The 25,762-nt window shown below is 66.8% G+C and carries 19 protein-coding genes and 8 pseudogenes; 14 read left to right on the top strand and 13 right to left on the bottom strand.

The window, feature by feature from the left end; all coding sequences use genetic code 11:
* The 6 genes and pseudogenes from F1643_RS22935 to F1643_RS22960 form a co-directional block, all read left to right on the top strand.
* Positions 1-186 (top strand): annotated as a pseudogene (locus tag F1643_RS22935) (ABC transporter permease); the annotation flags it as partial.
* 263 nt (positions 187-449) lie between these two features.
* Positions 450-677: a hypothetical protein gene (locus tag F1643_RS22940; RefSeq protein ID WP_255542673.1), complete on the top strand. Its 228-nt coding sequence runs from the start codon at positions 450-452 to the stop codon at positions 675-677.
* A gap of 467 nt (positions 678-1,144) precedes the next feature.
* Positions 1,145-1,558, top strand: coding sequence for a BMP family ABC transporter substrate-binding protein (locus tag F1643_RS22945; RefSeq protein ID WP_370540567.1), 414 nt, complete (start codon positions 1,145-1,147; stop codon positions 1,556-1,558).
* Between the two features lie 399 nt (positions 1,559-1,957).
* Positions 1,958-2,365, top strand: coding sequence for a DUF29 family protein (locus tag F1643_RS11720; RefSeq protein ID WP_370540568.1), 408 nt, complete (start codon positions 1,958-1,960; stop codon positions 2,363-2,365).
* Positions 2,366-2,970: 605 nt separating this feature from the next.
* Positions 2,971-3,663: pseudogene (locus F1643_RS24740) on the top strand (phosphatidylserine decarboxylase); the annotation flags it as partial.
* Positions 3,664-4,043: 380 nt separating this feature from the next.
* Positions 4,044-4,403, top strand: a complete 360-nt coding sequence (locus F1643_RS22960; protein ID WP_255542676.1) for a hypothetical protein — start codon at positions 4,044-4,046, stop codon at positions 4,401-4,403.
* 1,812 nt (positions 4,404-6,215) lie between these two features.
* Here the strand turns inward: F1643_RS22960 and F1643_RS22965 are convergent.
* The gene (locus F1643_RS22965) at positions 6,216-6,731 is read right to left on the bottom strand and encodes a hypothetical protein (RefSeq protein WP_370540569.1); all 516 of its coding nucleotides are present in this window, start codon (positions 6,729-6,731) and stop codon (positions 6,216-6,218) included.
* A gap of 85 nt (positions 6,732-6,816) precedes the next feature.
* On the bottom strand, positions 6,817-7,443 hold the full coding sequence (locus F1643_RS22970; RefSeq protein WP_255542677.1) for a HAMP domain-containing protein: 627 nt from the start codon (positions 7,441-7,443) through the stop codon (positions 6,817-6,819).
* A gap of 87 nt (positions 7,444-7,530) precedes the next feature.
* Between F1643_RS22970 and F1643_RS22975 the strand changes: the two genes are divergently transcribed.
* Positions 7,531-7,896 (top strand): hypothetical protein, encoded by a 366-nt coding sequence (locus F1643_RS22975; RefSeq protein WP_255542678.1) that lies wholly within the window; start codon positions 7,531-7,533, stop codon positions 7,894-7,896.
* Positions 7,897-8,194: 298 nt separating this feature from the next.
* On the opposite strand, the gene F1643_RS22980 is transcribed toward F1643_RS22975, so the two are convergent.
* From F1643_RS22980 to F1643_RS11785, 10 genes and pseudogenes are all read right to left on the bottom strand, one after another.
* On the bottom strand, positions 8,195-8,344 hold the full coding sequence (locus F1643_RS22980; protein WP_255542680.1) for a hypothetical protein: 150 nt from the start codon (positions 8,342-8,344) through the stop codon (positions 8,195-8,197).
* 459 nt (positions 8,345-8,803) lie between these two features.
* A complete protein-coding gene (locus F1643_RS11745; protein ID WP_194913371.1) occupies positions 8,804-8,995 on the bottom strand; it encodes a sterol carrier protein domain-containing protein in 192 nt (63 codons plus the stop codon).
* A gap of 103 nt (positions 8,996-9,098) precedes the next feature.
* On the bottom strand, positions 9,099-9,716 hold the full coding sequence (locus F1643_RS11750; protein WP_194913372.1) for a hypothetical protein: 618 nt from the start codon (positions 9,714-9,716) through the stop codon (positions 9,099-9,101).
* The gene (locus tag F1643_RS11755; protein WP_194913373.1) at positions 9,701-9,955 is read right to left on the bottom strand and encodes a hypothetical protein; all 255 of its coding nucleotides are present in this window, start codon (positions 9,953-9,955) and stop codon (positions 9,701-9,703) included. The genes F1643_RS11750 and F1643_RS11755 overlap by 16 nt, the downstream gene beginning before the upstream one ends.
* 84 nt (positions 9,956-10,039) lie before the next feature.
* Entirely contained in the window at positions 10,040-10,288 is a 249-nt protein-coding gene (locus F1643_RS11760) for a hypothetical protein (RefSeq protein WP_194912602.1), read from the bottom strand.
* A gap of 593 nt (positions 10,289-10,881) precedes the next feature.
* Positions 10,882-11,926, bottom strand: a pseudogene (gene queG / locus F1643_RS11765) (tRNA epoxyqueuosine(34) reductase QueG).
* Positions 11,927-11,936: 10 nt separating this feature from the next.
* Positions 11,937-12,401, bottom strand: coding sequence for a preQ(1) synthase (gene queF / locus F1643_RS11770; protein ID WP_194913374.1), 465 nt, complete (start codon positions 12,399-12,401; stop codon positions 11,937-11,939).
* Positions 12,394-13,609 (bottom strand): annotated as a pseudogene (tgt, locus tag F1643_RS11775) (tRNA guanosine(34) transglycosylase Tgt). The gene queF and the pseudogene tgt overlap by 8 nt, the downstream one beginning before the upstream one ends.
* Positions 13,606-14,636: pseudogene (gene queA, locus F1643_RS11780) on the bottom strand (tRNA preQ1(34) S-adenosylmethionine ribosyltransferase-isomerase QueA). The pseudogenes tgt and queA overlap by 4 nt, the downstream one beginning before the upstream one ends.
* Positions 14,637-14,857: 221 nt before the next feature.
* Positions 14,858-15,920, bottom strand: a pseudogene (locus F1643_RS11785) (ABC1 kinase family protein); the annotation flags it as partial.
* Here F1643_RS11785 and F1643_RS22985 point away from each other — a divergent pair.
* From F1643_RS22985 to guaB, 5 genes and pseudogenes are all read left to right on the top strand, one after another.
* On the top strand, positions 15,804-16,301 hold the full coding sequence (locus tag F1643_RS22985; protein WP_255542701.1) for a hypothetical protein: 498 nt from the start codon (positions 15,804-15,806) through the stop codon (positions 16,299-16,301). The pseudogene F1643_RS11785 and the gene F1643_RS22985 overlap by 117 nt on opposite strands.
* A gap of 448 nt (positions 16,302-16,749) precedes the next feature.
* On the top strand, positions 16,750-17,958 hold the full coding sequence (locus F1643_RS11790) for an ABC transporter substrate-binding protein (RefSeq protein WP_206692458.1): 1,209 nt from the start codon (positions 16,750-16,752) through the stop codon (positions 17,956-17,958).
* A 487-nt stretch (positions 17,959-18,445) separates the two neighbouring features.
* The gene (locus F1643_RS11795; RefSeq protein WP_370540577.1) at positions 18,446-19,300 is read left to right on the top strand and encodes a Ppx/GppA phosphatase family protein; all 855 of its coding nucleotides are present in this window, start codon (positions 18,446-18,448) and stop codon (positions 19,298-19,300) included.
* A 73-nt stretch (positions 19,301-19,373) separates the two neighbouring features.
* A pseudogene (locus F1643_RS11800) lies at positions 19,374-20,082 on the top strand (RlmE family RNA methyltransferase).
* Between the two features lie 107 nt (positions 20,083-20,189).
* Positions 20,190-21,668 carry an IMP dehydrogenase gene (guaB, locus tag F1643_RS11805; protein WP_194913377.1) on the top strand — a complete coding sequence of 493 codons (1,479 nt, stop codon included), beginning with the start codon at positions 20,190-20,192 and terminating at the stop codon, positions 21,666-21,668.
* Between the two features lie 207 nt (positions 21,669-21,875).
* Here guaB and F1643_RS22990 read toward each other — a convergent pair whose 3' ends face one another.
* The gene (locus F1643_RS22990; RefSeq protein WP_255542682.1) at positions 21,876-22,166 is read right to left on the bottom strand and encodes a hypothetical protein; all 291 of its coding nucleotides are present in this window, start codon (positions 22,164-22,166) and stop codon (positions 21,876-21,878) included.
* Between the two features lie 394 nt (positions 22,167-22,560).
* Between F1643_RS22990 and ligA the strand changes: the two are divergent.
* Positions 22,561-24,930 (top strand): annotated as a pseudogene (ligA, locus tag F1643_RS11815) (NAD-dependent DNA ligase LigA).
* 210 nt (positions 24,931-25,140) lie between these two features.
* Positions 25,141-25,560, top strand: coding sequence for a bacteriohemerythrin (locus F1643_RS11820; protein WP_149222062.1), 420 nt, complete (start codon positions 25,141-25,143; stop codon positions 25,558-25,560).
* The last annotated feature ends 202 nt before the right edge of the window (positions 25,561-25,762 follow it).

Below are 25,762 nucleotides of genomic sequence, written 5' to 3' on the forward strand. Positions count from 1 at the left end.
TTCCGCGCGCTGGCCGGTGCCGCCACGGCCTCGCTGTTCGCGGTGCTGACCCTGTTCCTGCTGGCCAACCAGGTGGCGACCGGCCTGGCGCTCACCCTGTTCGGCGTCGGACTGTCGGCGCTGATCGGCAGGGCTTCGTCGGCATTCCGCTTGAAGGGCTGCCCAAGCTGTACATCCCCGGCCTGACCGACCTGCCGGTGGTGGGCAGGCCTTGTTCGGCCAGGACATCATGGTCTATCTGGCCGTCGCCGCCGTGCCGCTGGTCCATCTGTTCCTCTACCGCACACGCGCCGGGCTGGTCCTGCGCGCGTGGGGGAGAACCACACGGCGCCCACGCGCTGGGCTACAAGGTGCTGCGCATCCCTTCCTCGCCGTGCTGTTCGGCGGCGCCATGGCCGGGCTGGCGGCGCCTTCCTGTCGATGGACTACACGCCGATGTGGCGGAGAACATGACGTCGGGACGCGGCTGGATCGCGCTGGCGCTGGTGGTCTTCGCCACCTGGAAGCCGGTGCGCGCCATGCTGGGCGCCTGGCTGTTCGGCGGCGTCACCATCCTGCAACTGCACGTTCAGGGGCTGGGCATCGACGTGCCCTCGCAGCTCTTGTCGATGCTGCCGTATCTGGCTACCGTTCTGGTCCTGGTGCTGATTTCGCGGACGTCGCCCGCATCCGCCTGAACGCGCCGGCCTGTCTGGGAAAACTGTTTCATCCCGATGCTTGACGCGTCGTTTTGAAATCGAAACAAAGCCCATATCACAGAGATATCAAGAACAAGGAGCTTCGACGTGAACAGAAGGACGATGGGCAAGGCGGTGCTGGGTCTGGCCGGCGCCGCCATCGCGCTGAGCGTGGGCATGGGCGCAGGGATCGGCTCGGCCCTGGCGCAGGACAAGCTGAAGGTCGGCTTCGTCTATGTCGCCCGGTCAGCGACCACGGCTACAGCTACCAGCACGACCAGGGCCGCCTGGCCGTTGAGAAGGAGCTGGGCGACAAGGTCACCACCACCTTCGTCGAGAATGTGCCGGAAGCGCCGACGCGGAGCGTGTGGTCGAGCAGCTGGCCGCCAGCGGCCACAAGCTGATCTTCACCACCTCCTTCGGCTTCATGAACCCGACGCTGAAGGTGGCCAAAGCGCTACCCCGACGTGAAGTTCGAGCACGCCACCGGCTACAAGCGCGCAGAGAACGTCGCGACCTACTCCGGCCGCTTCTATGAGGGCCGCACGGTGGTGGGCGCCATCGCCGGCAAGATGACCAAGTCGAACATCATCGGCTACATCGGCTCCTACCCGATTCCCGAGGTGGTCGGCGGCATCAACGCCTTCACCATCGCGCTGCGCGAGCAGAACCCGAAGGCCGAGGTTCGCGTCGTCTGGGTCAACAGCTGGTACGACCCCGGCAAGGAAGCCGAGGCGGCCAAGGCGCTGATCGACCAGGGTGCCGACGTCATCGTCCAGCACACCGACAGCCCGGCCCCGATCCAGACCGCGCAGGAGCGTGGGCTGTGGTCGGTCGGCCAGTCGTCCGACATGACCCGCTTCGGCCGAAGTCGCACCTGACCGCGATCATCGAGACTGGAACGGCTATTACGTCCAGCGCGTCAAGGCGGTGATGGACGGCAGCTGGAAGCCGATCGACACCTGGGGCGGCATCAACACCGGCATGGTCGAACTGGCCCCTACAACCCGGCCATCCCGGCCGACGTCGTGAAGATGGCCGACCAGCTCAAGGCCGACATCGTGTCGGGCAAGCGCCACTCCTTCCAGGGTCCGGTCAAGGACCAGGCCGCAAGGTCGTGATCCCCGAAGGCAAGACCGCCACCGACGAGCAGATCCTGAAGATGGACTGGTACGTCGAGGGCGTGCAGGGCAAGGTTCCGAAGTAAGCGCTACCGCGGGCCGGGCCGGGGAGAGTCCCTCCGGCCCGCGCCACGGCGGCGCGATGTGGGGAGGTGGGCCATGACCAAAGCAGCCTCTACGACCGCGATTTCTACGCCTGGGCGAACGAACAGGCGGCCCTTCTGCGGCCGGCAAACTCGACGCGACGGACATCGAGCACATCGCCGAGGAGATCGAGAGCATGGGCGCCGGGAGCGGCGTGAACTCCTCAACCGTCTCCGGGTCCTTCTTCGGCACCTGCTGGTTTGGACTTGCTTGCCGTCTGGACAGTGCGGTTCTTGGCGATCCGCCATCACCGGCGATCGCAAAGAAATAGAATATCTTCTACGCGACAGCCCGAGCTTGGCAGGCAAGTTGGATGACTTGGTGGCCGAAGCATACTTGCGGGCACGGCTCGATGCCGTCATCAGGACGGGCATGGACGAAGCGACCTTTCCGCGAGTTGCCCGTGGGGTTTCGCCGAAATGATGGACGAGTCGTTCTGGCCGGATGCTTGAGCGGCGCCTTCGGACGCCGCCCGACTTACAGATACTCCCCCAGCAGCCGCAGGAACGGACGCGCTTCCTGCAGGACCAGGGTCGTCTGGTGGAACAGGTCCTCGGGCGAGGCTGGTGTTCCAGCCTGATTTCCGAGAACAGGATGATCTTCTGTCCGCCCTGGACGATGAAGCGGACATGGGGCAGCCCTTCATCCCGCGCAGCACCGCCAGCAGGGCGCGGCGGCGCTCGGGCGCCTGGGCGGTGTAGGCACATGGCCGACATCGCCCAGATCTGGCAGATCGACCCGCCCCCTCATCTTCGCTCTCATGCCGGACGGCGACGTTGAAGGGCAGGCCGTCCGCCATGAAGGTCAGCTTGCAGGGCGCGGCGGCTTGCGATGCCCAGCACGCCTTCCGGCGTCATCTCGATGGAATCGGGCTGATCGGCAGGCGCCGTCGGGCACCTCGGCCAGCGATTGAATGGTCTTCAGATCGGGAACGGACAAGGTGGTACGCTCGGCTTCTGGGGTGATTGAGACGACAGGATGGCCTCCGCCAGCTAAAATTCTGTAAAGGCCCGGAACGCACGTCTAGAATGGCTGTTCGCTGTGGTCTGAAAATACGAAGAAAGCAGGCGATGTCGCCATCGATACCGTCGTCGTCCCCATCCACCGTGCCGGCTGCCCTTCATCGCCGGCTTTGCCGTGGTCTCCCTGGTTCTCGTCTCGCCGTCTGGGCGCCGCTCGGCTGGATCGGGCTGGTCCTCACGCTCTGGTGCGCCTACTTTCTTCCGCGATCCGGACCGCGTGACGCCGACCCGGCCCGGCCTGCTGGTCAGCCGGCCGATGGGCGCGTCACCATGATCGTCCAGGCCGTGCCCCAAGGAACTGTGCATGGGCGACAAGCCGCTGACCCGGATCAGCGTGTTCCTCAACGTCTTCAACGTCCACGTCAACCGCGTGCCGGCCAACGGCACCATCGTGGCGGCCGAATACCACAAGGGCACCTTCGTCAACGCCGCGCTCGACAAGGCCAGCGACGAGAACGAGCGGATGGCCTTCCGCCACCGCCTGCCCGACGGGCGCGAGATCGCCTATGTCCAGATCGCCGGTCTGGTGGCGCGCCGTATCCTGTGGTGGGTCAAGGCGGGCAGGAGGTGAAGGCGGGCGAGCGGTTCGGCCTGATCCGATTCGGCAGCCGCACCGACATCTACCTGCCGGACGGCGTCGCCCCGCTGGTCTGCGTCGGCCAGACCGCCATCGGCGGCGAGACGATCCTGGCCGACCTGACGGGACGGAAGCGCAACGGCAGGGGGATGTGCGTCGATGAAACGACCGCCCGTCTTCCGCCAGCAGATCTTCCCCGCCACCGGGCGCGCCGCCCCGGCCGGCCGCACCCGCGGCTGAAGGGCTTGTCGATCAACCACCTGCTGCCGAACGTGCTGACGGTGCTGGCGCTCTGCTCCGGCCTGACCGCGATCCGATTCGCCATGCAGGGGCGGGAGCCGGCGGTCATCGCCATCGTCATCGCCGCCATCCTGGACGCGCTGGACGCCGGATCGCCCGCCTGCTGAACGGCCAAAGCAAGTTCGGCAGGAGTTGGACAGCCTGTCCGACGCCATCAGCTTCGGCGTCGCGCCCGCCTTCATGATGTATCTGTGGGGGCTGAATGCGCGGGCAGCCTGGCTGGATCGCCGCCATGGCCTATGCCGTGTGCTGCGCACTGCGTCTCGCGCGATTCAACTCGCGACTCGGCGTGGTCGATCTGCCGCCCTGGCCTACAACTATTTCACCGGCGTTCCGGCTCCGGCCGCGCCGTCTCGTCCTGCTGCCGATGATTCGGTTCGAGATCGGCCGCAATTTCTCGCCATCCGGCGGTGATCGTGCCCTGGACCCTGCTGATCGGCGGGCTGATGGTCAGCACCCTGCGACCTTCTCCTTCAAGGGTCCCGCGTGCCGCCCAATGGGTGGTCCGGCGCTGGCCGGCGTCGGCCTGCTGGCGGCGATGCTGGTCAGCCAGCCCTGGTGACCCTGTCCATCTCGGGTTGGCCTATCTGTCGATGCTCCCTTCTCCGTCCTCCAGTTCCGCAAGCTGCAGAGTGCCGGAACTGATGCGGACGGAGATCGCGGAACCTGGCTGGATGCCGGGGCCGAAGCCTCTCCCGGCGCACCGTCGACGACATCGCAACGCCCGGAGAGAACCGCGGAAGCCGGTCTGACCGGCCTTCCGCCTGCTGCGTTTCGCCGCCGCTACTCCGCCGCAACCAGCCCGCGGCGGATGCGGTGCGGCAAGCTCCGCAACGATGACCCGCGCCACCATCGGATCTGTTCCAGGCAACGGCCGATATGGTCGGTCTCCGCCTGGGCAGATCACCGACCTCCATGGCGATGGCGAGCGTATCCCCGTCAGCGGCTGTGCAGGGCCAGCGGACCAGTCCGCGCTTTGCCACGAATTCCAAGATGCGGGCAGGTGCCGGATCGGCATCTGCGACCAGGGAAAAGGCGACCCGGCGCCGGGCGCGGTGACGCGCGCATCAGACGCGGATGCGCGGTGGTCTTCACGGTGACGACATGGCGTGATCAGGCCTTCAGACGTTCTGCGGAATGGACGAGCAAATCCCCGGCTCTCAAAAGAACCGGGCCGCTAATTCGCAGAATGCCGTCGAAGCGATGCGTGATCATGAAGCAGCCTAAGACGCCGCAGCCGCCCCGTCAACAGGGGCCGATCAGCCGGAAGTCCGCAGCATCGCGTTCGGGGAGCACCGGAGGAGTCGAATCCCCCCTTGGTGGCGAAATGTCACGTTCGAGCCGGACAGAACAATATCCACGCATACCCGTTCCGATTCCCGCTTGTCCGTCACGAAAGCTCCATCAGAAGGAAGGCATTGCTCGCACGATTCTGCTCATCATCCTGATTCTGTTGCTTCTTGTGCCGTTCCGGCCTGCCGCACAGCCGCGCTGGGTACGCCCCACGGCATCCTCGGCGTGCTGTTGATCGTCCTGATCGTTCTGCTGCTGATGGCCGGATCTGATCCGCAACCCATCGGGCAATCTATCCGTTTGATGCACGGCGGGGCCGGCGGAGGGCGAACATCAGCCACCCGACCGCCCCAGCATCAGCACCATCACCAGCCAGCCGCGCGCGCGGGCCGAAGGGCAGCGTGATCCGGTGGCGGGCGCCATCCGCCACCGCGGCGCGACAGCGCCACATGGAGCAGCGGCAGCCCAACAAGGCGAACAGGACCAGCCAGGGAATGGCGCCAGAGACCGTTGGCGAGGAATCGGCGTTCATCGCTCCAGGATAGCACCGAAACGGAGCGTTTGCGACCGATCGTCACGCATAGTGCAGCCGCACGCAGTCTCGGTTGCGCCGCACACAGGACAGCGAGGTTGAAGGCGGGGCGCGACTTTCGGCTAGGTCGTCGGCGAATTCGTCCGAAGGCCTAGTCATGCCACTGGAAATCGAGCGACGATTCCTGGTCCGCAAGATGTCCGGCATCTCTGCCGCGACGGCGTCCGAATCGTCCAGGGATATCTGCCGTCCGACGCATCAGCACGGTCCGCTCCGCATCGCCGACGACCGCGCGACACTCACCATCAAATCCTTGAAGCAGGGCGCCTGCCGCAGAGACGGAACATCCCCTGTCGCTGGATTTCGCCCGCCGCCTGATGCTCTACGGCTGCGAGGACGGTGATCGACAAGACGCGCTACCGTCACTGCCGGATGGCCTGTGCTGGGAAATCGACGTGTTCCACGTAGAACACCGGCCTGATCATCGCAGAGGTCGAACTGGAAGACCCCGACCAGACCGTTCCGTTGCCTGACTGGATCGGGCGGAGGTCACCACGCTGCGGGCCTACGGCAACTCGTCCCTATCCCGCGCACCCATCCAACGATGGTCGTCGCCTGCGCCGCTTGAGCGGCAGCCGCAGACGACGGTGTCCTGAAGACGTTACGCCTTCCGCACCCTACGCCGTCCGCACCTTGTCGAGGAATCCCTGTACCTCGCCGCGCAGTCGGTCGCCTGGCGGTCAGGGTGCGGCTGCATTCAGACGGCATCCGCGCGCCGCCCGTCTTGGTGGCGCTGGTCACCTCGGCGATGTTGCGCATCACCTGCTGGGTGCCTTCGGCAGCCTGCTGAACATTCTGGGCGATCTCGCGGGTGGCGCTTGCCCTGCTGTTCCATCTCGTGGGCATGTCGGTGACGGTTCCGCTGATGGCCGTCACCGCGTCGGAGATGGTGCGGATGGCCGCCACGGCGCTGGAGGTGGCGGTCTGCATCTCCGCACCTGGGCGGAGATCTCCTCCGTCGCCTTGCGTCTGGCCGGCAAGGTTCTTCACCTCCGTCGCCACCACGGCGAAGCCCTTGCCGGCCTCTCCCGCGCGGCCGCTTCGATGGTGGCGTTGAGCCAGCAGTTCGTCTGCTCCGCGATCTCGCCGATCAGCCCGACGACCTGACCGATCCGCTCGGCGGCGAGCGACAGGCCTTCGACGATGCTGTTGGTCTGCACCGCCTTGTCGGCGGCGCCGGATGCGGTGCGGAGCTGGCGTCAGCTGGCGCGAGATTCGGCGATGGAGGCGGACAGCTCCTCCGCCGCTGCGGCGACGGTCTGGACATTCGCGGTCGCCTGTTGCGAGCGGTGGCGACGGCGGTGGACTTGGCGGTGGTCAGCGCCGCATCGACGACATCTCCTGAGCGTCGCGACCCAGCGACCCCGCCGATTCGGTCAGCGACATCACCACGCCGGACACTGCTGCTCGAAGCCGTGGCGAACTCGTTCATGGTGCGGCGCCGGTCGGCGTCGATCTGGATGCGCATCTCCTCGCGTTCGCGTTCCATCCGCTGCATCTCAAGGGCATTGTCCTTGAAGATGGTCATGGCGTCGGCCATGTGGCGCATCTCGTCCTTGCGGTCGCCGCCGGGGATTTCCACCGTCAGGTCGCCTTCGGCCAGCCGGCCCATGGCGCCGGTCATGGCGTGCAGCGGGTGGGTGATCGCGCGGTCGATGATCCAGGCCATCAGCGCGCCCAGCAGCAGGGCGACCGCCGCACCGATGGCGATCACCATGCCGGCGCTGGCGCGGCCGCCTCGCGGTCCTCACGCTGGAGGGTGACCAGCCGGCCACCTGTCCGCTGACGCGGAGGAGCCTGGGCCATGGCGGCCGACGCCTCGTGCTGCTTGGCGGCGGCCGCGATAGCGCTGCGAATTCCGAGTCGAAAGCCGGGCGGCGTCGGTGATGGCGGCGATCAGTGCGCGCCCTTCCTGGTCGACCAGCACGGCCCCGGCCTGCCCGGCGATGTCGAGGATTTCCTTGACCGCCGCGGCGACCGCCGCCTTCGCGCCGGACGTGGCCTCCGACGTGCCGGACAGCAGAAAATCGCGCTGGCCCAGCATCGCGGCCTGGGCACCTGCACCAGACGCATCGCCAGACCGCGCAGCATCACCGCCTCGTTCACCTCGCTCTGGGCGAATTTGGAAGCTTCGCGCAGTGCCTCGGTCACGATGGCCTGGTTCTGCTGAAGCTCCACGGCGCGTTCCTGCACGCCGCGTGCGGCCTCGTCCAGCCCGGCGGCGACCCCGGCATCGGCCAGCGCCGCGGCTCCCCTGCCGCGCAGGGACTGCACCGTGCCGTGGTAGGCACGGGTGTCGTCGCGATTCGCGCGGCCAGCGTCTCGTCGTTGGTGCCGACAAGGTCCTTGGCGACGGTGTCGGTGGTCTGCAAAGCTCGTCCAACGCCTCCCCGATCTGGGCGGCCAGCGCCTCCTCGGATTGCGCCGCAGATCGCTCTGCCGGCGGCGGACCTCCAGAACCCGTTCGATCACGCGGTTGCCCGCTCGGCGGTGTCCATGGCATGGCGCAGTTCGGCGTCGGCGTCGCGCTTGCTGGCCATGTTCAGGTCATAGCGCTCCGACTGTTGCTTGCCGATCTTCTCGGCGATCTCGCGCAGGGCGCGCGCGCGCGTTTCCATGCTGGCGGTGCGGGCGTGCGCCTCGCGTCCTGGGTGACGAAGTTGGTGAAGGCGGTGCGGTAGCCATCGATGCCCGAACGCACCTCGTCCAACAGGCGCCGCCTTCCCCGTCGGCGAGCGCGGCGCGGGTCTCCTGCGCTTCGGCCTGCAGGGCGTCCAGCATGCCGGGAACATTGGCCGCGGCCTTGGCGTCGCGTTCCGTCACGAAGCGCGCCTCTTCCAGCCGCACCGACTTCAGCCGCCGTGTCGAGATCGGCGGTGTGGGCCGCCAGATCCACGCGCTCGGCATAGTGCTGAGGCTGTTCCAGCCGACGAACGCCACGCCAACCGTCAGAAGCAGCACGGTGGCGAAGCCAAGCGCGATCCGCGTTCCGATCGTCATGAAGGTGACTCCCCGCTCGCGTCGCCCTTCCGGAGACGCTTTTCTCCCGATCATTATCCGATTGAACCACAGGTCGGTTAACGTCCGGTTTGATTCAGGTCAGGAAACTGCCTTATTTCAAAAGCGGTCAGGCATCCAGGCGCCGCGCCGCAAAATATGCGCTGCAGCCGGTCGATCATCTTTTCTTCACCATGAAGCAAACCCGCCCGCCACAATGCGCGAGCGCTTGCGTGTCCGGTGAACAGACTGGCAAAGGTGCCGATCTCCATCCTGGCCGGCGCCTCGACAACTTGCTCGATTTGAGAGATATTCCCCGTGAATGGGCAACCTCAAGATGGTATCGCCCGCAATTGCCGAAAATTAAGGGATCTCTTATCTCGAAAGTAGCCGATTCGTGAGGCCGGCCGGATAGCCGCGTTTCTCCAACGCCGTCGCAACGTCCAACGGCCGGACCAGCCACTCTTCCCGTCCGTCCAGCCGCAAGCCGTCACCAGCCAGCAGCGCCAGAGAGTCGTTGGGACCGCGCCGGACCATGTGACCCGGTCCACCTGGGCGCGGAAGCCTTCCAGCAGGCCCATCGCCCCGCCCATCGTTGCGCCGGAGGGCAGGGCAGTGGTCGGCGACCGCAAGCCGCCGATCCCGCGGCGGAATGATGGCGATGTATCCGTCTGCGTCGCGGAACAGGTCGGCCGGATCGCCGTCCGGACAGAGGGCAAGCGTCCACAGTGCCTCCGTCCGTTCCGGCAACCCGTTTCCGTCGGCCAGCAATGGACGGCGGAGCAGGGCCAGCGGCGCGGCGTCGAGCGGATCCGCCGGCCGAAGGACTGCTGCGCGGGATGGCGGCGTGGCGAAGGCGGTGGGCGGTGCGCTCCACTGGCAGGTGACGCCTCCGCACCCGTACCCCAGTCCGCGATAGAATGGCAGCGTGGCGGGGCAGAGGATCGACAGGACTGCTCCGGCGGCACGCGCCTCCATCAGCAGCGACTGCATCCAGTGTCTTGCCAAAGGCCGGCGCCGCGCAGGGCCGGATCGACCGCCACCATGGCGACCGCCTGTACCGGAACCGGGCTTCCGCCGAACCACTGGTCCATCATCCAGTGCGCGGCACAGGCCACCGGGGTGGTGCCGCTGCCTTGCGGACGTCTCAGCACCCGGATGGTGTCGGGGCCGAACAGAGCCGCATAGCGGTCGAACAGGTCGCGCGATAGCCCGAAGCCGAGCCGGGCCAATCTGGCGACGGCGCTCAGTTCGTCCGGATGTGCCGGACCATAGTCGGGCTGTGGGCGTGAGAAAGGGAAACGGCCGGCCTCCGCTCATTCGGCGGCAGGCGGCACCGCGGCGACGCGGGTCGGGATCAGCGCGGCGAGGATGCGCGACTGCTCGTCCAGGCGGCCTTCCATCCGGCTGATGCGTTCGCTTTGCTCGTCGAGCCGCGATTGGATCGGATCAGAGCGAACTTCAGGCATGTTGCCCCTGCCGGCTACGCGGTCGCACCAATAGTCGATTCTCGACTTAAAATCTGCCAAGGCGGCCAACACCTGCTCTTTCTCGATGTCGGTCATCTGAGCCCTCCGGATTCAACGTTCAGACGTCAAATCAGCCTCAAGATTAGAAGTACACGCTCTCGGCTCGGAATTCACCGGTGATCTCATTCAAATCTGTCAATCGCATCACCAGTGTCTCATGCGGAAACGTAGCCCAAAATGATCGAGGGGATGCATTGATGTCCTTGGCCCGATTCATAACCACCCGAAAACAAGCCTCCACATTGATCCCTCGCCCAAAGCAAATTGCGAATGCGCTCTCGGTTGCCGATGCGGTTGGTCCAATCCGCTAATCTCGGATTCCCATATACATCGAGAACCATCGTCCCGTTCAAATTCTTAATCTCATCTTCCCCATATAGTGAGCACCACCACGCGCCCATCGCCAGATTTCGCTGACCAACTCCATCTGGGATTTACCGGCTTTGCGCCGAAATATTCATAAGCCTTGGTTAATGTCCAACGCCTTGTCATTTGGTGCTCCCCACGGCGAGAAACGAGGCAAAAAGAAATATTCTGCGAGCTATTCTGCCATAGGTTGGGAGCTGAGCGTGAATCGGGAGATCTTGGAAACGGTACTTCAAGAGTGCACGTAGGTAGCTTGGCGCCTGCTAGAGACTCAACCGTGCCACTGCCCATCCGGCAGCCTCGCGCACCACGTCGCTCGGATCCTTGCACAGAGCCGCCGCAACCGGCCGCAACGCCGGGTTGCCACTGTTCCCGATGGCGACCAGCACGTTGCGGACGAAGCGGTCGCGGCCGATGCGCTTGATGGGGGAGCCGCTGAACACCTGCCGGAAGCCGGCATCGTCCAGCTGGGCCAAGTCGGCCAGCCGGGGCGCCGTCAGTTCGGCGCGCGGCAGGAAGGCCGGCTCACGGGTGGCGCGGGCGAACTTGTTCCAGGGGCAGGCGGCAAGGCAATCGTCACAGCCATAGATGCGGTTGCCCATCAGCGGCTTGAGTTCGTCGGGGATCGGTCCCTTGTGCTCGATGCGTCAGGTAGCTGATGCAGCGCCGGGCGTCGATCTGGTAGGGCGCCGGAAAGGCGGCGGTCGGGCAGGCGACCTGACAGCGGTCGCAGGAGCCGCAGCGGTCGCGCGCCGGCGGTCGGGCGGCAGTTCCAGGGTGGTGTAGATCTCACCCAGGAACAGCCAGGAACCATGGTCACGCGATACCAGATTGGTGTGCTTGCCCTGCCAGCCCAATCCGGCCTGCGCCGCCAGCGGCTTTTCCATCACGGGCGCGGTGTCGACGAACACCTTCACCCCCGCCTTGGTCTGGTGAGCCAGCCATTGGGCCAGAGTCTTCAGCCGCCCCTTGATCAGGTCGTGGTAATCGCGGTTGCGGCATAGACGGAAACGACGCCACGGTCGGGATGCTCCGCCAGCCGGCGCGGGTCGTCATGCGGGGCGTAGCTGGTGCCCAGCGCGATGACGGTGCGCGCCTCGTCCCACAGGGATGCGGATGGCTGCGCTGGTCGCTGCGCTCGGCCATCCATCCCATGTCGCCGTGCCGGCCTTCCGCACGAAGCGGGCGAGAACGCTCGCGGGCTTCCGGTCCCAACGCGGCGGGGGCGAATCCCACCGCGTCGAACCCTCCCGCCAGCGCGCGGTTGCGGATGGCCTCCCGCAGCCGAGCCGGGTCGGCGGACGCCAGCGGAGCGGGCTTAGCCGCGGCCACGGTAGGTCGGGACGTCCTGCGACGGGATCCAGACGCCCTTCGGCGGCTCGCCGGTCTGGAAGAACACGTCGATGGGGATGCCGCCGCGCGGATACCAATAGCCGCCGATGCGCAGCCACACCGGCGACAACTCGTCCACCAGCCGCTTGCCGATGCCGACGGTGCAGGCCTCGTGGAAGGCGCCGTGGTTGCGGAAGCTGGTCAGGAACAGCTTCAGCGACTTCGATTCGACCAGCCAGTCGCCCGGCACATAGTCGATCATCAGATGGGCGAAGTCCGGCTGGCCGGTGATCGGGCAGAGCGAGGTGAATTCCGGCGCGGTGAAGCGCACGCAATAGGCATCGCCGGGGTTCGGGTTCGGCACCCGCTCCAGCACCGCCTCTTCCGGAGTCTTGGGCTGGACGGTGGAGCCTCCGAGCTGGGTCAGGCCGGCGTAAATGTTCTCAGTCATCGGTCTTTTCCTCCGCCACCCGGTCCTTCTTGGGCGGGCGGCCCTGTTTCGGCGGCTTGCCGGGCTTGGCGATGGGGTCCACGGTCGCCTCGATGTCGCCCTCGTTCAGACGGGCTTCCATTGCGCCGGCGACCTCTTCGAAATTGCCGTCCTGGATGGCCTGCCGCATCGTCCGCATCACGTCCTGGTAGTAATGCAGGTTGTGCCAGGTCAGCAGCATCGGCCCCAGCATCTCTTCCGCCTTGAACAGATGATGCAGATAGCCCCGGCTGTAGCTGCGGCAAGCGGGGCAGCCGCATTCGGCGTCGAGCGGACGCTCGTCATGGGCATGGCGGGCGTTGCGGATGTTGATGGTGCCGCGGCGGACGAAGGCCTGACCGGTGCGGCCCGAGCGGGTCGGCATCACGCAGTCGAACATGTCGACGCCGCGCCGCACCGCACCGATCAGGTCGCTCGGCCGCCCGACGCCCATCAGGTAGCGCGGCCGGTCCTTGACCATCAGCGGCTCGGTGAAGTCCAGCACGCGGAACATCGTCTCCTGACCCTCGCCGACCGCCAGTCCGGCCGATGGCGTAGCCGTCGAAGCCGATGTCGGTCAGGGCGGCGACGCTCTCCGCCCGCTGCTCCGGATAGACGCTGCCCTGGACGATGCCGAACAGGCCGTAGCCGGGGCGCTCGACGAAAGCGTCCTTGCTGCGGCGCGCCCAGCGCATCGACAGGCGCATGGAGGATTCCGCCTGCGCTTCCGTCGCCGGGAAGGGCGTGCACTCGTCCAGGCACATGGTGATGTTGCTGTCCAGCATGTGCTGGATCTGGATGGAGCGTTCCGGCGTCAGATGGTGGCGGCTGCCGTCCAGGTGCGATTTGAAGGTGACGCCTTCCTCCGACATGGTGCGCAGGTCGGACAGGCTCATCACCTGGAAGCCGCCGCTGTCGGTCAGGATCGGCTTGTCCCAGTTCATGAAGCGGTGCAGGCCGCCAAGCTGCGCCACCCGCTCCGCCGTCGGGCGCAGCATCAGATGGTAGGTGTTGCCCAGCAGGATTTCCGCGCCCGTGGAGGCCACCGCGTCGGTGGTCATCGCCTTCACCGTCGCCGCAGTGCCGACCGGCATGAAGGCCGGCGTCTCGATGGTGCCGTGGGCGGTGGTCACGCGGCCGCGCCGCGCCCGCCCGTCGGTCGCCAGAAGGTCAAAGCCGATGCCGGTCATGATGGGTCCGTCCTGTGCAGCAGCGAGGCGTCGCCGTAGCTGAAGAAGCGATAGTGGGTGTCGATGGCGTGGGCGTAGGCCGCCCGCATGCGGTCGTAGCCGGCGAAGGCGCAGACCAGCATGAACAGGGTCGATTTCGGCAGGTGGAAGTTGGTCCACAGCAGCATCGACGATGCCGGAAACGGTAGCCGGGGGTGATGAAGATGTCGGTGTCGCCGCTGAACGGGACCAGCGTCCCGTCCGGCTGGCCCGCCGTCTCCAGGATGCGTAGCGCCGTGGTGCCGACCGAGACGATCCGGCCGCCGGCCTTGCGCGTCTCGTTCACCGCGGCGGCGGTCTCCGGAGAAATCTCGCCCCACTCGCTGTGCATCTTGTGGTCGGCGATGTCGTCGACCTTCACCGGCAGGAAGGTTGCCGGCGCCGACATGCAGCGTGACCGGCACCCGCCGCACCCCGCGTTTGTCCAGCGCCGCCAGCAGCTCCGGCGTGAAGTGCAGCCCGGCGGTCGGGGCGGCGACGGCGCCTTCGCGGGCGGCGAAGACGGTCTGGTAATCGGCGTTGTCGCCCTCGTCGGCCTTGCGGCGGATGTAGGGCGGCAGCGGCATCCGGCCGTGGCGGTGCAGCGCCTCCATCAACTCCGCCCCGCCGGCGGAGAAGCGCAGACGCACCTCCATCCCGTCCTTGGCGACCACCTCGGCGCTGAAATTGTCCGCAATGACGATGGTGTCGCCGGGCTTCAGCCGCTTGCCGGGCTTGGAGAAGGTCGCCCATTCCCGTTCGCCCAGCCGCTTGTGCAGCGTGATCTCCACCGCCACCTCACCGCGCCGGCCATCGAGCCGGGCGGGATGACGCGGGTGTCGTTGACCACCATCAGGTCGCCCGGCTGCAACAGCGTCGGCAGGTCCCGCACGATGAGGTCGCGAAAGGAGGAACCCACCTCCAGCAGGCGGGCGGCGTCACGCGGCCGGACGGGATGCTCGGCGATCCGGTCGGGCGGCAGGTTGAAGTCGAAATCGGCGGTCTTCATGGGAGGGGCAAGCTATAGACTGAACGGTGGGCGGATGGGAAGGGTTTGGGGGCTGGCTTCTTGCGACGTTAGACCCCCACCCCATCCCTCCCCCGCTGGGCGGGGGAGGGGGCAAGCGCTTGTGCAGGCGGCGGCGGCAGTCCCTCCCCCACCCAGTGGGGGAGGATAGGTGGGGGTTTAACGCCGCAAGGAACCCGAGCGCCCCCCTTCACTCCCGCCTGCGGCAACCCTTGCGCCGCCAGCGCCGCGCTCTGCCGTGCCGTCAGCGCATCGACGTCGAAGTCGCGGATCAGCCCCTGGAACATCTGGTACCAGTTCAGCTCCGCCTTCAGATGCAGGAAGACCGAACCCAGCCCGACCGCGGCGCGGTCCATGAAGACGAACTCGCGCGGGATCTCGACGCCGCCGACGCGGCGCAGCTCGGCATGGACTTTGCCCGCCGTCTCCCGGCCGTAATGCCCGCCGTTGGTCTCCTCGATCTTGCGCTGGCGGTCCTCCATGATCGGGGCGTAGACGAAGCGCGCCCAGATGTTCAGCACGTCGACCAGCTCGTTCGACGGGTTGACGAAGCCCCAGGTGCGATAGGCCTCCACCGCCTGCTCGCGGTTGTCGGTGCGCAGCGCGTTGTAGAGATCGATCACGCCCTTGACGAAACTGGGCTTGAAGACGCGGATGCAGCCGAAATCCAGCAGGTTGATCGAGCGGTCGGGCCGGACCGTGTAGTTGCCCAGATGCGGGTCGCCATGGATGACGCCGTAATTGTAGAAGGGCACGTACCAGGCGCGGAACATGTTCATCGCCAGCTCGTCGCGCGCCTCCGGATGCTCGGCGACGAAGTCCAGGATCTTGCGGCCATGCACCCACCCCATGGTCAGCAGCCGTTTGGTCGACAGCTCCGGCACCACGTCCGGCACATGGACGCCCTGCGTGCCGGCCAGCATCGACTGGTAGAGGCGGGCGTGTTTGGCCTCCCGCTCGTAATCCAGCTCCTCGCGCAGACGGGCGCCGATTTCCTTCTGGATCTGGCGCGGTGGAGATGGCGCTGTCGGTGCGCTCGAAGATCGCGAAGATCAGGCCCAGCTGCCGCAGGTCGGCCTCCACCGCCGAGGCCATGTCGGGATATTGCAGCTTGCAGGCAAGCTCCCGCCCGTCGGGGCCGATAGCCTTGTGGACCTGACCCAGCGACGCGGCGGCGGCGGCCGTGTGCTCGAAACTCTGGAAGCGCGACTGCCAGCTTGGACCAAGTTCGCTCGCCATCCGCCGCTTGACGAAGGGCCAGCCCATCGACGGCGCGTCGGCCTGAAGCTGCGCCAGTTCCTGGGTGTATTCCTTCGGCAGGGCGTCGGGGATGGTGGACAGGATCTGCGCCACCTTCATCAGCGGCCCCTTCAGCCCGCCGAGTGCGGCCCGCAGTTCCGCGGCGTGGCGTTCGCGCTCCACGCGGATTCCCAGCACGCGCTCGCCCGCCAGGCGCGCGGCCAGCCCGCCAACGGCGGTGCCGACCCGCGCATATCGCGCGACCCGTCCGCCCCATGTGTTCTCATCGTGTTCCGGCATGCCCACAAGGTGGGTGCGGCCCCTGCAAAAGGCCAGCCCTCCCCCGATCGGAGACTGCCGACCGATGTTCCCCGGATGGTGCTGCGCCGCAATGTGCGATTTTCTTGACAGCCCTCGGAAAGGGGAGCAGGCTTCGTCTTACAGTAATCAACACCGAGGTGAAGTGAGCGAGCATCGGAAACGCCTTACCACCCAAGCGGTTAGCTTGGGCGGAACAGTAGAGACCGATACCAGGGAGGGTGAGTAAGATCATGACTCCACCGGCGCTTACCTGATTATGCCGAACTTCTCGGCCTATACGACTGAGGTTTCAGATCAGAATTCTTTCGCCGGATTGGCGACTTCATCCGGGCCGTAGATGCCCGCTGCGAAAGCCCTCGCTCCATCGCGGAGCGAGGGCTTTTGTTTTGCGGAGAGCTTCTCCAGCGATACGTTTCAAACGATACTGTTTGCTTATGAAACAAAATCCCGCTATCCACGGGACCTGACGGTGCGGCGGGACGCCGCAGGCCGGCGCGCGCACCCGTCACACAAGACCAAGGATGGGGAGGATCGCATGGGTCGGTTGCTGAAGCCTTTCGCGCTGGCGGCGCTGCTGGCGACCACAGCGCTCTCTGCGCAGGCGCAGACCGCGAAGCCGGTGCGCATCGGCGTGCTGGCGGACGAGGCAGGCTTCGCGTCTGACATCGGCGGCAAGGGGGCGGTGCTCGCCACCCGGATGGCGGTGGAGGATTTCGGCGGTTCCGTGCTCGGCCGGCCGGTGGAGGTGCTGTCCGCCGACATGCAGAACAAGCCGGACGTGGCGTCCAACATCGTGCGCGGCTGGTTCGACGTCGAGGGCGTCGACATGGTGACGGATATCCCGGTCTCCTCCGTTGCGCTGGCGGTGCAGGCGGTGGCGCGCGAGAAGAAGAAGGTGCTGATGATCAGCGCCGCGACGACGACCGAACTGACCAACGCCCAATGCTCGCCCTACAGCATCCATTGGGCCGACGATACCGCTTCGCTGGCGGTCGGCACGACCAAGGCGGTGGTGCAGTCGGGCGGCACCAGCTGGTACTTCATCACCGCCGACTTCGCCTTCGGCACGGCGATGGAGAAGGCTGCGACCGAGGCGATCAAACGGGCCGGCGGCACGGTGGTCGGCAGCGTGCGCCACCCGATGGGCACCAGCGATTTCGGGTCCTACCTGCTGAGCGCCCAGGGCAGCGGCGCCAAGGTGGTGGCGCTCGCCAATGTCGGCGCGGAGACCATCGGAACCATCAAGCAGGCCGGCGAGTTCGGGCTGACCGAATCCGGGCAGCGGCTGGTCGGCTACATCGTCTTCATCACCGACATCCACTCGCTGGGGCTCGACCTCGCCAAGGGGCTGTATGTCACCAGCGGTTTCTATTGGGACCGCAATGACCGGACGCGTGCCTGGGCCAAGCGCTTCTTCGAGCGCCACGGCAAGATGCCGACCAAGGAGCAGGCCAACACCTATCTCGCCACCCTGCACTGGTTGAAGGGCGTGAAGGCGGCGGGTTCCACCGACGCCGAGGCGGTCACCGCCGCGATGAAGGCGATGCCGACCGATTACTTCGGCACCCCCGGCAGCATCCGCAAGGACGGCCGCGTGCTGTACGACCTTGAGCTGTACCAAGTGAAGACCCCGGCGGAGAGCAAGGCGCCGTGGGACTATTACAAACAGATCCGCAGCATCCCGGCGGCCGAAGCCTTCCTGCCGCTGGAAGCCAGCGCCTGCCCCTTCGTCAAAGCCCAGTGACCGGCGCAGGGGTGACCTGCGGGGCCGGGCCGGCGGGATCGAGGTCAGGGCAATCGCATATGAACTCATTCGTAGTAAAAGCCCCTCTCCCCTTGCGGGAGAAGGGTTGGGGTGAGGGAGCAAGTCATTGATTCATGCGGCCTTTGGCCGCTGCACCCCTCATCCCAACCCTTCTCCCGCAAGGGGAGAAGGGCATCCGAAGCGCAACGTCGCCGCTCGAGTTCCCATATGCGATTGCCCTAGGACAGGGGTCGAGAGGGGTTCCCGCCGGACCGCGATCCGGGTTACACTCCGCTCTTTAGGCGCAGCGGGGACGGTACGTGGATCTACAGGTGCAAAGCGAACGGCAGAACGACACCGGACGGTTGCGTTCGTCGGCGCTGGCGCGCCCGGTCTTCGCCGCGCTGGACCTCGCACCAACAATTGCCGGCTGCTGATCGCCAAATCCGCACCCGGCGGTTTCCGTGTCATCGATGCCTTTTCCCGTATCGTCCGGCTGGGCGAGGGGCTGAGCCGCAACGACCATCTGTCGGAACCGGCGATGGAACGCACCATCGCGGCTCTGCGCGTTTGCGGCTCCAAGATCGAACGGCGCGGGGTCACCTCCGTGCGGGCCGTGGGGACGGAGGCCTGCCGCCGTGCCGCCAACGGCACCGCCTTCGTCGAGGCGGTGGAGCGTGAGACCGGCATCTCCCTTGAGATCATCTCCAGCCAGGAGGAAGGACGGTTGGCGCTCGCCGGCTGCGCCGCCTTGCTGGAGCCGACGCATCCCTATGCCATCGTTTTCGACATCGGCGGCGGCTCCACCGAACTGATGTGGCTGGCGGTGGAGAAGGGGCGGGTGCCACGCCTGCTGGACCAGACCTCCATCCGCTGCGGCGTGATCGGCCTGACCGAGGAATATGGCGGCCCCGACGTCACCCGTGTGAACTACGACCAGATGGTGGAGGCGGTGGCCGACGCCATTGCCCCGTTCGAGGCGCGCAACCGCATCCAGGACCGCATCGCCGCCGGCAAGGTGCAGATGCTGGGCACCTCCGGCACGGTGACGACGCTGGCCGGTGTGCATCTGGGGCTCTGCCGCTACGACCGGCGGGCGGTGGACGGCAGCTATCTGCGCGTGGACCATGCCCGCACGGTGATCGACCATCTGGTCTCCCAGGATTTCGACGGACGCGCCCGCCATCCCTGCATCGGGCAGGACCGCGCCGATCTGGTGGTCGCCGGCTGCGCCGTTCTGGACGCGCTGTGCGACGTCTGGCCGGTGGAACGGCTGCGCATCGCCGACCGCGGGCTGCGCGAAGGAATTCTGGTGGACCTCATGGGGGCCGCCGGCGAGTGACCGGAATTTGTATGGGCCGGGCAGGGGAGAAGATTCCCCGCCCGTGCCGGATGACCGAGGAACTGCAGCGATCATGACCGAAAAGACTCCGTCGACGCGCCCGGGCGGGCGCCGTGCCACGGTCCGTGTGAAGACCGCCGGCAAGCGCACGGAATCCTCCAAGCGCTGGCTGGAGCGCCACCTGAACGACCCCTATGTGGCCGAGGCGACCAAGCGCGGCTACCGCTCGCGCGCCGCGTTCAAGTTGCTGCAGCTGGACGAGAAGTTCCGCCTGCTCGGCCCCGGCAAGCGCGTGGTCGATCTCGGCGCCGCCCCCGGCGGCTGGACGCAGATCGCGGTGGAGAGGGTGCAGACCGCCAAGGACGGCTGGAAGGTCGTCGGGCTGGACATCCTCCCCATGGACCCGGTCCCCGGCGCAACCACCATGCAGGCCGACTTCCTGGAGGAAGGGGCCGCAGAGGCTTTGAAGGAAGCGTTGGGCGGCCCGGCCGACCTGGTGCTGAGCGACATGGCCGCGCCCACCACCGGCCACCAGCAGACCGACCACCTCCGCATCATGGGGTTGGCCGAAGCGGCTTACGATTTCGCGGAGGAGGTGCTGGCCCCCGGCGGCGCCTTCGTCGCCCAAGCTGTTCCAGGGCGGGGCGGAGCGTTCGCTGCTCGACCGGCTGCGGCGCGATTTCGCCGTGGTCAAGCACGCCAAGCCGCCGGCCAGCCGCGCCGAATCGTCGGAGACCTACGTCGTCGCAACCGGCTTCCGCGGCGGCAACGTGAACGACTGAGCGCGCTTCTTTTCGCACTTGCATAACAGATGCTGTGTGCGCACGGGTTCACAAGCCCATGGTCTTGTGTATAAGTGCGCCACGTTTATCTTCCGGGAGATTCACACATGGCGCGCGACACTAAAATCCGCGAAGCCCTGACCTTCGACGACGTGCTGCTGGTTCCGGCTGAAAGCTCGGTCCTGCCGAACGACGTGGACACCCGGACAAGATTGACGAAGACCATCGAGCTGGGCATCCCCCTGATGTCCTCGGCAATGGACACGGTGACCGAGAGCCGGCTCGCCATCGCCATGGCCCAGGCCGGCGGCATCGGCGTCGTCCACCGCAACCTGACCATCGAGCAGCAGGCCGAAGAGGTCCGCAAGGTCAAGCGGTTCGAATCGGGCATGGTCGTCAACCCGATCACCATCACGCCGAACGCCACGCTGGCCGACGCGCTGCAGCTGATGGCCGACCACCGCATCTCCGGCATCCCGGTGGTGGAAAGCCGCGACCAGCTCGGCAGCGGCAAGCTGGTCGGCATGCTGACCAACCGCGACGTCCGCTTCGCCACCGATCCCAACCAGCCGGTCAGCGAACTGATGACCAAGGAGCTGGTGACGGTCCGCGAGGGCGTCAGCCAGGAGGAAGGCAAGCGCCTGCTCCACCAGCACCGCATCGAGAAGCTGCTGGTCGTCGACGAGGACTACCGCTGCATCGGCCTCGTCACCGTCAAGGACATCGAGAAGGCCCAGGCCTATCCGAACGCCTGCAAGGACAGCAAGGGCCGCCTGCGCGTCGCCGCCGCCACCGGCACCGGCAATGACGGCCTGGCCCGCGCCGAGGCCCTGTTCGACGCCGGTGTCGATGTGCTGGTTGTCGATACCGCGCACGGCCACTCCGCCAAGGTGCTGGAGCAGGTCCGCGCCGCCCGCGCCATGTCCAGCTACACCCAGGTGATCGCCGGCAACGTCGCCACCGCCGAAGCGGCCAAGGCGCTGATTGACGCCGGTGTGGATGCCGTCAAGGTCGGCATCGGTCCGGGCTCCATCTGCACCACCCGCATCATCGCCGGCGTCGGCGTGCCGCAGCTGACCGCGGTGATGGATGTGGTGGACGAGTGCGAGAAGCACGGCATTCCGGTGATCGCCGACGGTGGCATCAAGTATTCGGGCGATCTGGCCAAGGCCATCGCCGGCGGCGCCAGCGTCGCCATGCTGGGCAGCCTGTTCGCCGGCACCGATGAAAGCCCGGGCGAGGTCATCCTGTTCCAGGGCCGCTCCTACAAGAGCTATCGCGGCATGGGTTCCGTCGGCGCCATGGCGCGCGGCTCGGCGGACCGTTACTTCCAGCAGGAAGTTTCGACCATGAAGCTGGTGCCGGAGGGCGTCGAAGGCCGCGTTCCCTACAAGGGTCCGGTCTCGGCCGTCATCCACCAGCTGGTCGGCGGCCTCCGTGCGGCCATGGGCTACACCGGCAGCGCCTCCATCGCCGAGATGCGCGAGAAGTGCCAGTTCGTCCGCATCACCAATGCGGGCCTGCGCGAAAGCCACGTCCACGACATCACCATCACCAACGAGTCGCCGAACTACCGGCAGGGGTGAGGGTGTTTGGGGGGCTTCCGGGGACAATCGTCGTCTTCGATTGCCCCCACCTTAATCCTCCCCCGCTGGGCGGGGGAGGAGACTGGTGCTGATTTGGGAGAGTGGCGGCAGTCCCTTCCCGCCCAGCTCTCGCACAAAGCTATGCTTTGTGCTGACGCGGCAGGCGGACCGTAGGTCCGCTGAGAGCGGGGGAGGCTAGGTGGGGGTCTAACTCGCCACCTGCTTCCAGGGCTGCCATCCGCCCAGCCGCACGCCGACGGCGAGGCTGGTGAAGGGAATCCGCAGCTCGATATCCCGTGGCTGGAAGAAGGTCAGCCGTTCAGGCTCGCCATGCGCGTCGAACTCCAGCCGGGCGCCCTTCGGCTCCGGCGCGTATTCGTCGCTCATCACCTGCCAGATTTCCAGGTCGCCGCCATGGTTGGTGATCTTGTACTGGCCGCAGCGCCAAGCCGTCGATTCGCCGACGCTGCCCTCCACCACCTTCTTGTCGCCTTCCATCCGCACGTCCGCCGATCCCGGCGGCTTCGCCCTTCATCGAGGGGCCCTGGGATTCGGCACGGAATCCCAGCCGCAGCCAGCCGGAGCGGCTGTGCGGGATCAGGCGGCGGACGGCGCGCGCGTCCTCCGCCGCGAAATGGTCGGGATCGTCGTAGAGGATGCGGTCCAGAGCGGCGGCGACGATCATGCGGTCGTCGATGCGCAGGTCCGGGAGATGGGCTTTGCTCATCAGGCAGGCGGACTCCGAAAAGATGTGCCCGTCAGTATATAGGCACTCCGGCCGGCCGTCGCCCCGATGCACGGTGTCCGTCCCGACAGACTCCCGAAACCGATCTGCAGGCGCTATCCTGCGCGGCCCTTCTACGGAAGCCCCCGATTCGTCACGAGACGCGCCATGCAGGACCTGTTCGACACGCCGCCCAATCCCCGCAGCATCGATGTCGAGGCGCTGACGCCGGATCAGGCGGCGGCGGAACTGGCGGCGCTGGCCGCCGAGATCGCCCATCATGACCGGCTCTATCACCAGCAGGACCAGCCGGAGATCTCCGACGCCGAATACGACGCGCTGGTCCGCCGCAACCTCGCCATCGAGACGCGCTTCCCCGACCTGCGCCGCGCCGATTCGCCCAGCCTGCGCGTCGGCGCCGCCCCGGCGGCCGGATTCGGCAAGGTGCGCCACGCCATTCCGATGCTGTCGCTGGGCAACGCCTTCGCAGCCGAAGACGTGGCGGAGTTCGACGCCCGCGTCCGCCGCTTCCTCGGCCTGTCCGACGAGGCGCCGCTGACCTTCGTGGCCGAGCCGAAGATCGACGGCCTGTCCTGCTCGCTGCGCTACGAACGCGGCGAACTGGTGCTGGCCGCCACACGCGGCGACGGGGCGGAGGGCGAGAACGTCACCGCCAACGTCCGCACCATCCGCGACGTGCCGCACCGCCTGCCGGCCCCCTTCCCCGACGTGCTGGAGGTCCGCGGCGAGGTCTATATGAACCGGGGACGATTTCCTGGCGATGAACGCCGCCCGCGCCGAAAAGGGGGAGCAGCTGTTTGCCAACCCGCGCAATGCGGCGGCCGGCAGCCTGCGCCAGCTCGACCCGTCGATCACTGCCGCCCGGCCGCTCTGCTTCTTCGGCTATGCGCTGGGCGAGGTGTCGGAACCGATCGCCGAGACCCAATGGGGCATCCGCGAGCGGCTGAAGGGCTGGGGCTTCCAACTGAACCGCCCGGCGGAGCTGTGCGACGGCAAGGACAAGCTGCTGGCCTATTACGACGGCATCGGCCGGCGGCGCGCGGGGCCTTCCCTTCGACATCGACGGCGTCGTCTACAAGGTCGACAGCCTGGAGCTTCAGCAGCGGCTCGGCTTCGTCAGTCGGGCGCCGCGCTGGGCCATCGCGCACAAGTTCCCGGCGGAGCAGGCGCAGACGCGGCTGAAGGCGATCACCATCCAGGTCGGCCGCACCGGCGCGCTGACCCCCGTCGCCGAGCTGGAGGACATCACCGTCGGCGGGGTCGTCGTGAGCCGGGCCACCCTGCACAATGAGGACGAGATCACCCGCAAGGACATCCGTGTCGGCGACCTCGTGGTCGTCCAGCGTGCCGGCGACGTCATCCCGCAGGTGGTGGAGGTGGTGCTGTCCCAGCGCCCCGCCGACTCCGTGCCCTATGTCGCACCGGGAGACCTGCCCGGTCTGCGGCAGCCTCGCCATCCGCGAGGCGGGCGAAGTGGTGCGCCGCTGCACCGGCGGCCTGATCTGCGCGGCCCAGGCCAAGGAACGGCTGCGCCATTTCGTCTCCCGCGACGCCTTCGACATCGAAGGGCTGGGCGAGAAGATCATCGAGGAGTTCTGGGACGAGGGCTTCATCAAGTCGCCGGTCGATATCTTCACCCTTGAAGGCCGGGTCGAACTGATCGGCCGGCCAGGCTGGAAGGAGAAGTCGGTCCAGAACCTGTTCAAGGCCATCGAGCAGCGCCGCAGCGGCATCGACCTGCACCGGGTGATCTATGCGCTCGGCATCCGCCATGTCGGCGAGGTGACGGCGAAGTCTCTGGCCCGCCAGTACAAGACGATGGGGGCTTGGGTCGACGGCATGCTGGCGGCGGAGCAGGCCATGCCGGGGCAGGAATGGCGCGACCTGCATGAGTTGAAGGGGGTGGGGCGGGCGACCGCCGATGCCATCCTCGGCTGGTTTCGCAGATCCGGATTGCGGGGCGAAGCTGGACTTCTATGCCGGCAACGACGCGGTGCGGCTGGAGACCATCATCGCCTCGCTGGGCATCAAGGGCGTGAAGAAGCCGGCGGCCCAGGCGCTGGCCACCCGTTACGGCACGCTGGCGATTGGCGGGCGGCGATGGAGCGGGCGGCCGGGCAACTGCCGGGGCAGGCTTGGCTCGACCTCGTTGCCACGCCCGACGTCGGCGAGGTCGCGGCGGAGGAACTCGCCGGCTTCTTCGCGGAGGAGCGCAACCTCGTCATCGTCCGCGGCCTGATGGAACGGCTGACCGTGCTGGCGGCCGAAGCGCCGAAAGCCAGCAACTCACCCATCGCCGGCAAGACGGTGGTCTTTACCGGTACGCTGGAGCGGATGACCCGCTCGGAGGCCAAGGCGCGGGCCGAATCGCTGGGCGCAAAGGTCGCCGGCTCGGTCTCCGGCAAGACCGACTATCTGGTCGCCGGGGCCGACGCCGGCAGCAAGGCCGCCAAGGCCAAGGAGTTGGGTGTCGAGATCCTGACCGAGGATGAATGGCTGGCCAGGATCGGCGGCTGACCGGACGCCGGCCTTAGCCAAAATGTCGCATCTCCGTTCGCTCGGATTGACGGACGGAGGCAGGGGGAGTGAGATCAGACAACGCTTATGGTCAGAAGCGAAACAATGCCAAGCAGGCGGCCCGACCCTGGATCAGGGCGGGGTCGACGGGTGGCCCAACGCCCGCAGCCGCCTGCCCGGCACCCAACGAAGGGGGATGAAGGAAACGCCATGGAGCCAATTCAGTGGTCGCGCTGGATGAGCGTCGGCAACGACGCTCTGGACGAGGATCACCGCGTCCTGATCGCCATCGTCAACAAGCTGTATGACGATGCCAATCGCCAGGATCCCGCCCTGATCGAAGCGATCCTGGACGAACTGATCGCCTATACCCGCCACCATTTCGCGGAGGAAGAGGCGCAGATGCAGCGCCTGAACTACCCGACATTCGCCGCGCACAAGGCCTTGCACGACAACCTGACCCGTCAGGTCGAAAGCTACCGCGACGACTTCCGCGCCAACGGCGGCAGCATCAGTGGCGAGGAGGTTTTCCTGTTCTGCTCCGACTGGCTCGGCAAGCACATCCTGAAGGAAGACACCCGCTTCGGCGAATATGCCGGCAGCGAAGCGGAACTGGCGGTCGCGGGGTAGGGGCCTCCCTCTCCCGACCCTGGGAGAGGGCAATTCCAGCACTCCTTGAAAGCATCACCTGAAGAAAATTACCTAAAATACTGAAACAATTCAGAAAATCATAAACTGACACGAAAATGCAGTGAGCGCCCAACCCGAGAGGGGAGGGCGCTTTTTCTTTTGCACGACTCTTACCGACGGCAGGGGAGGGGAGTTCGTGCAA

The sequence above is a fragment of the Azospirillum sp. INR13 genome (assembly GCF_015390205.1).
Lineage (GTDB): Bacteria > Pseudomonadota > Alphaproteobacteria > Azospirillales > Azospirillaceae > Azospirillum.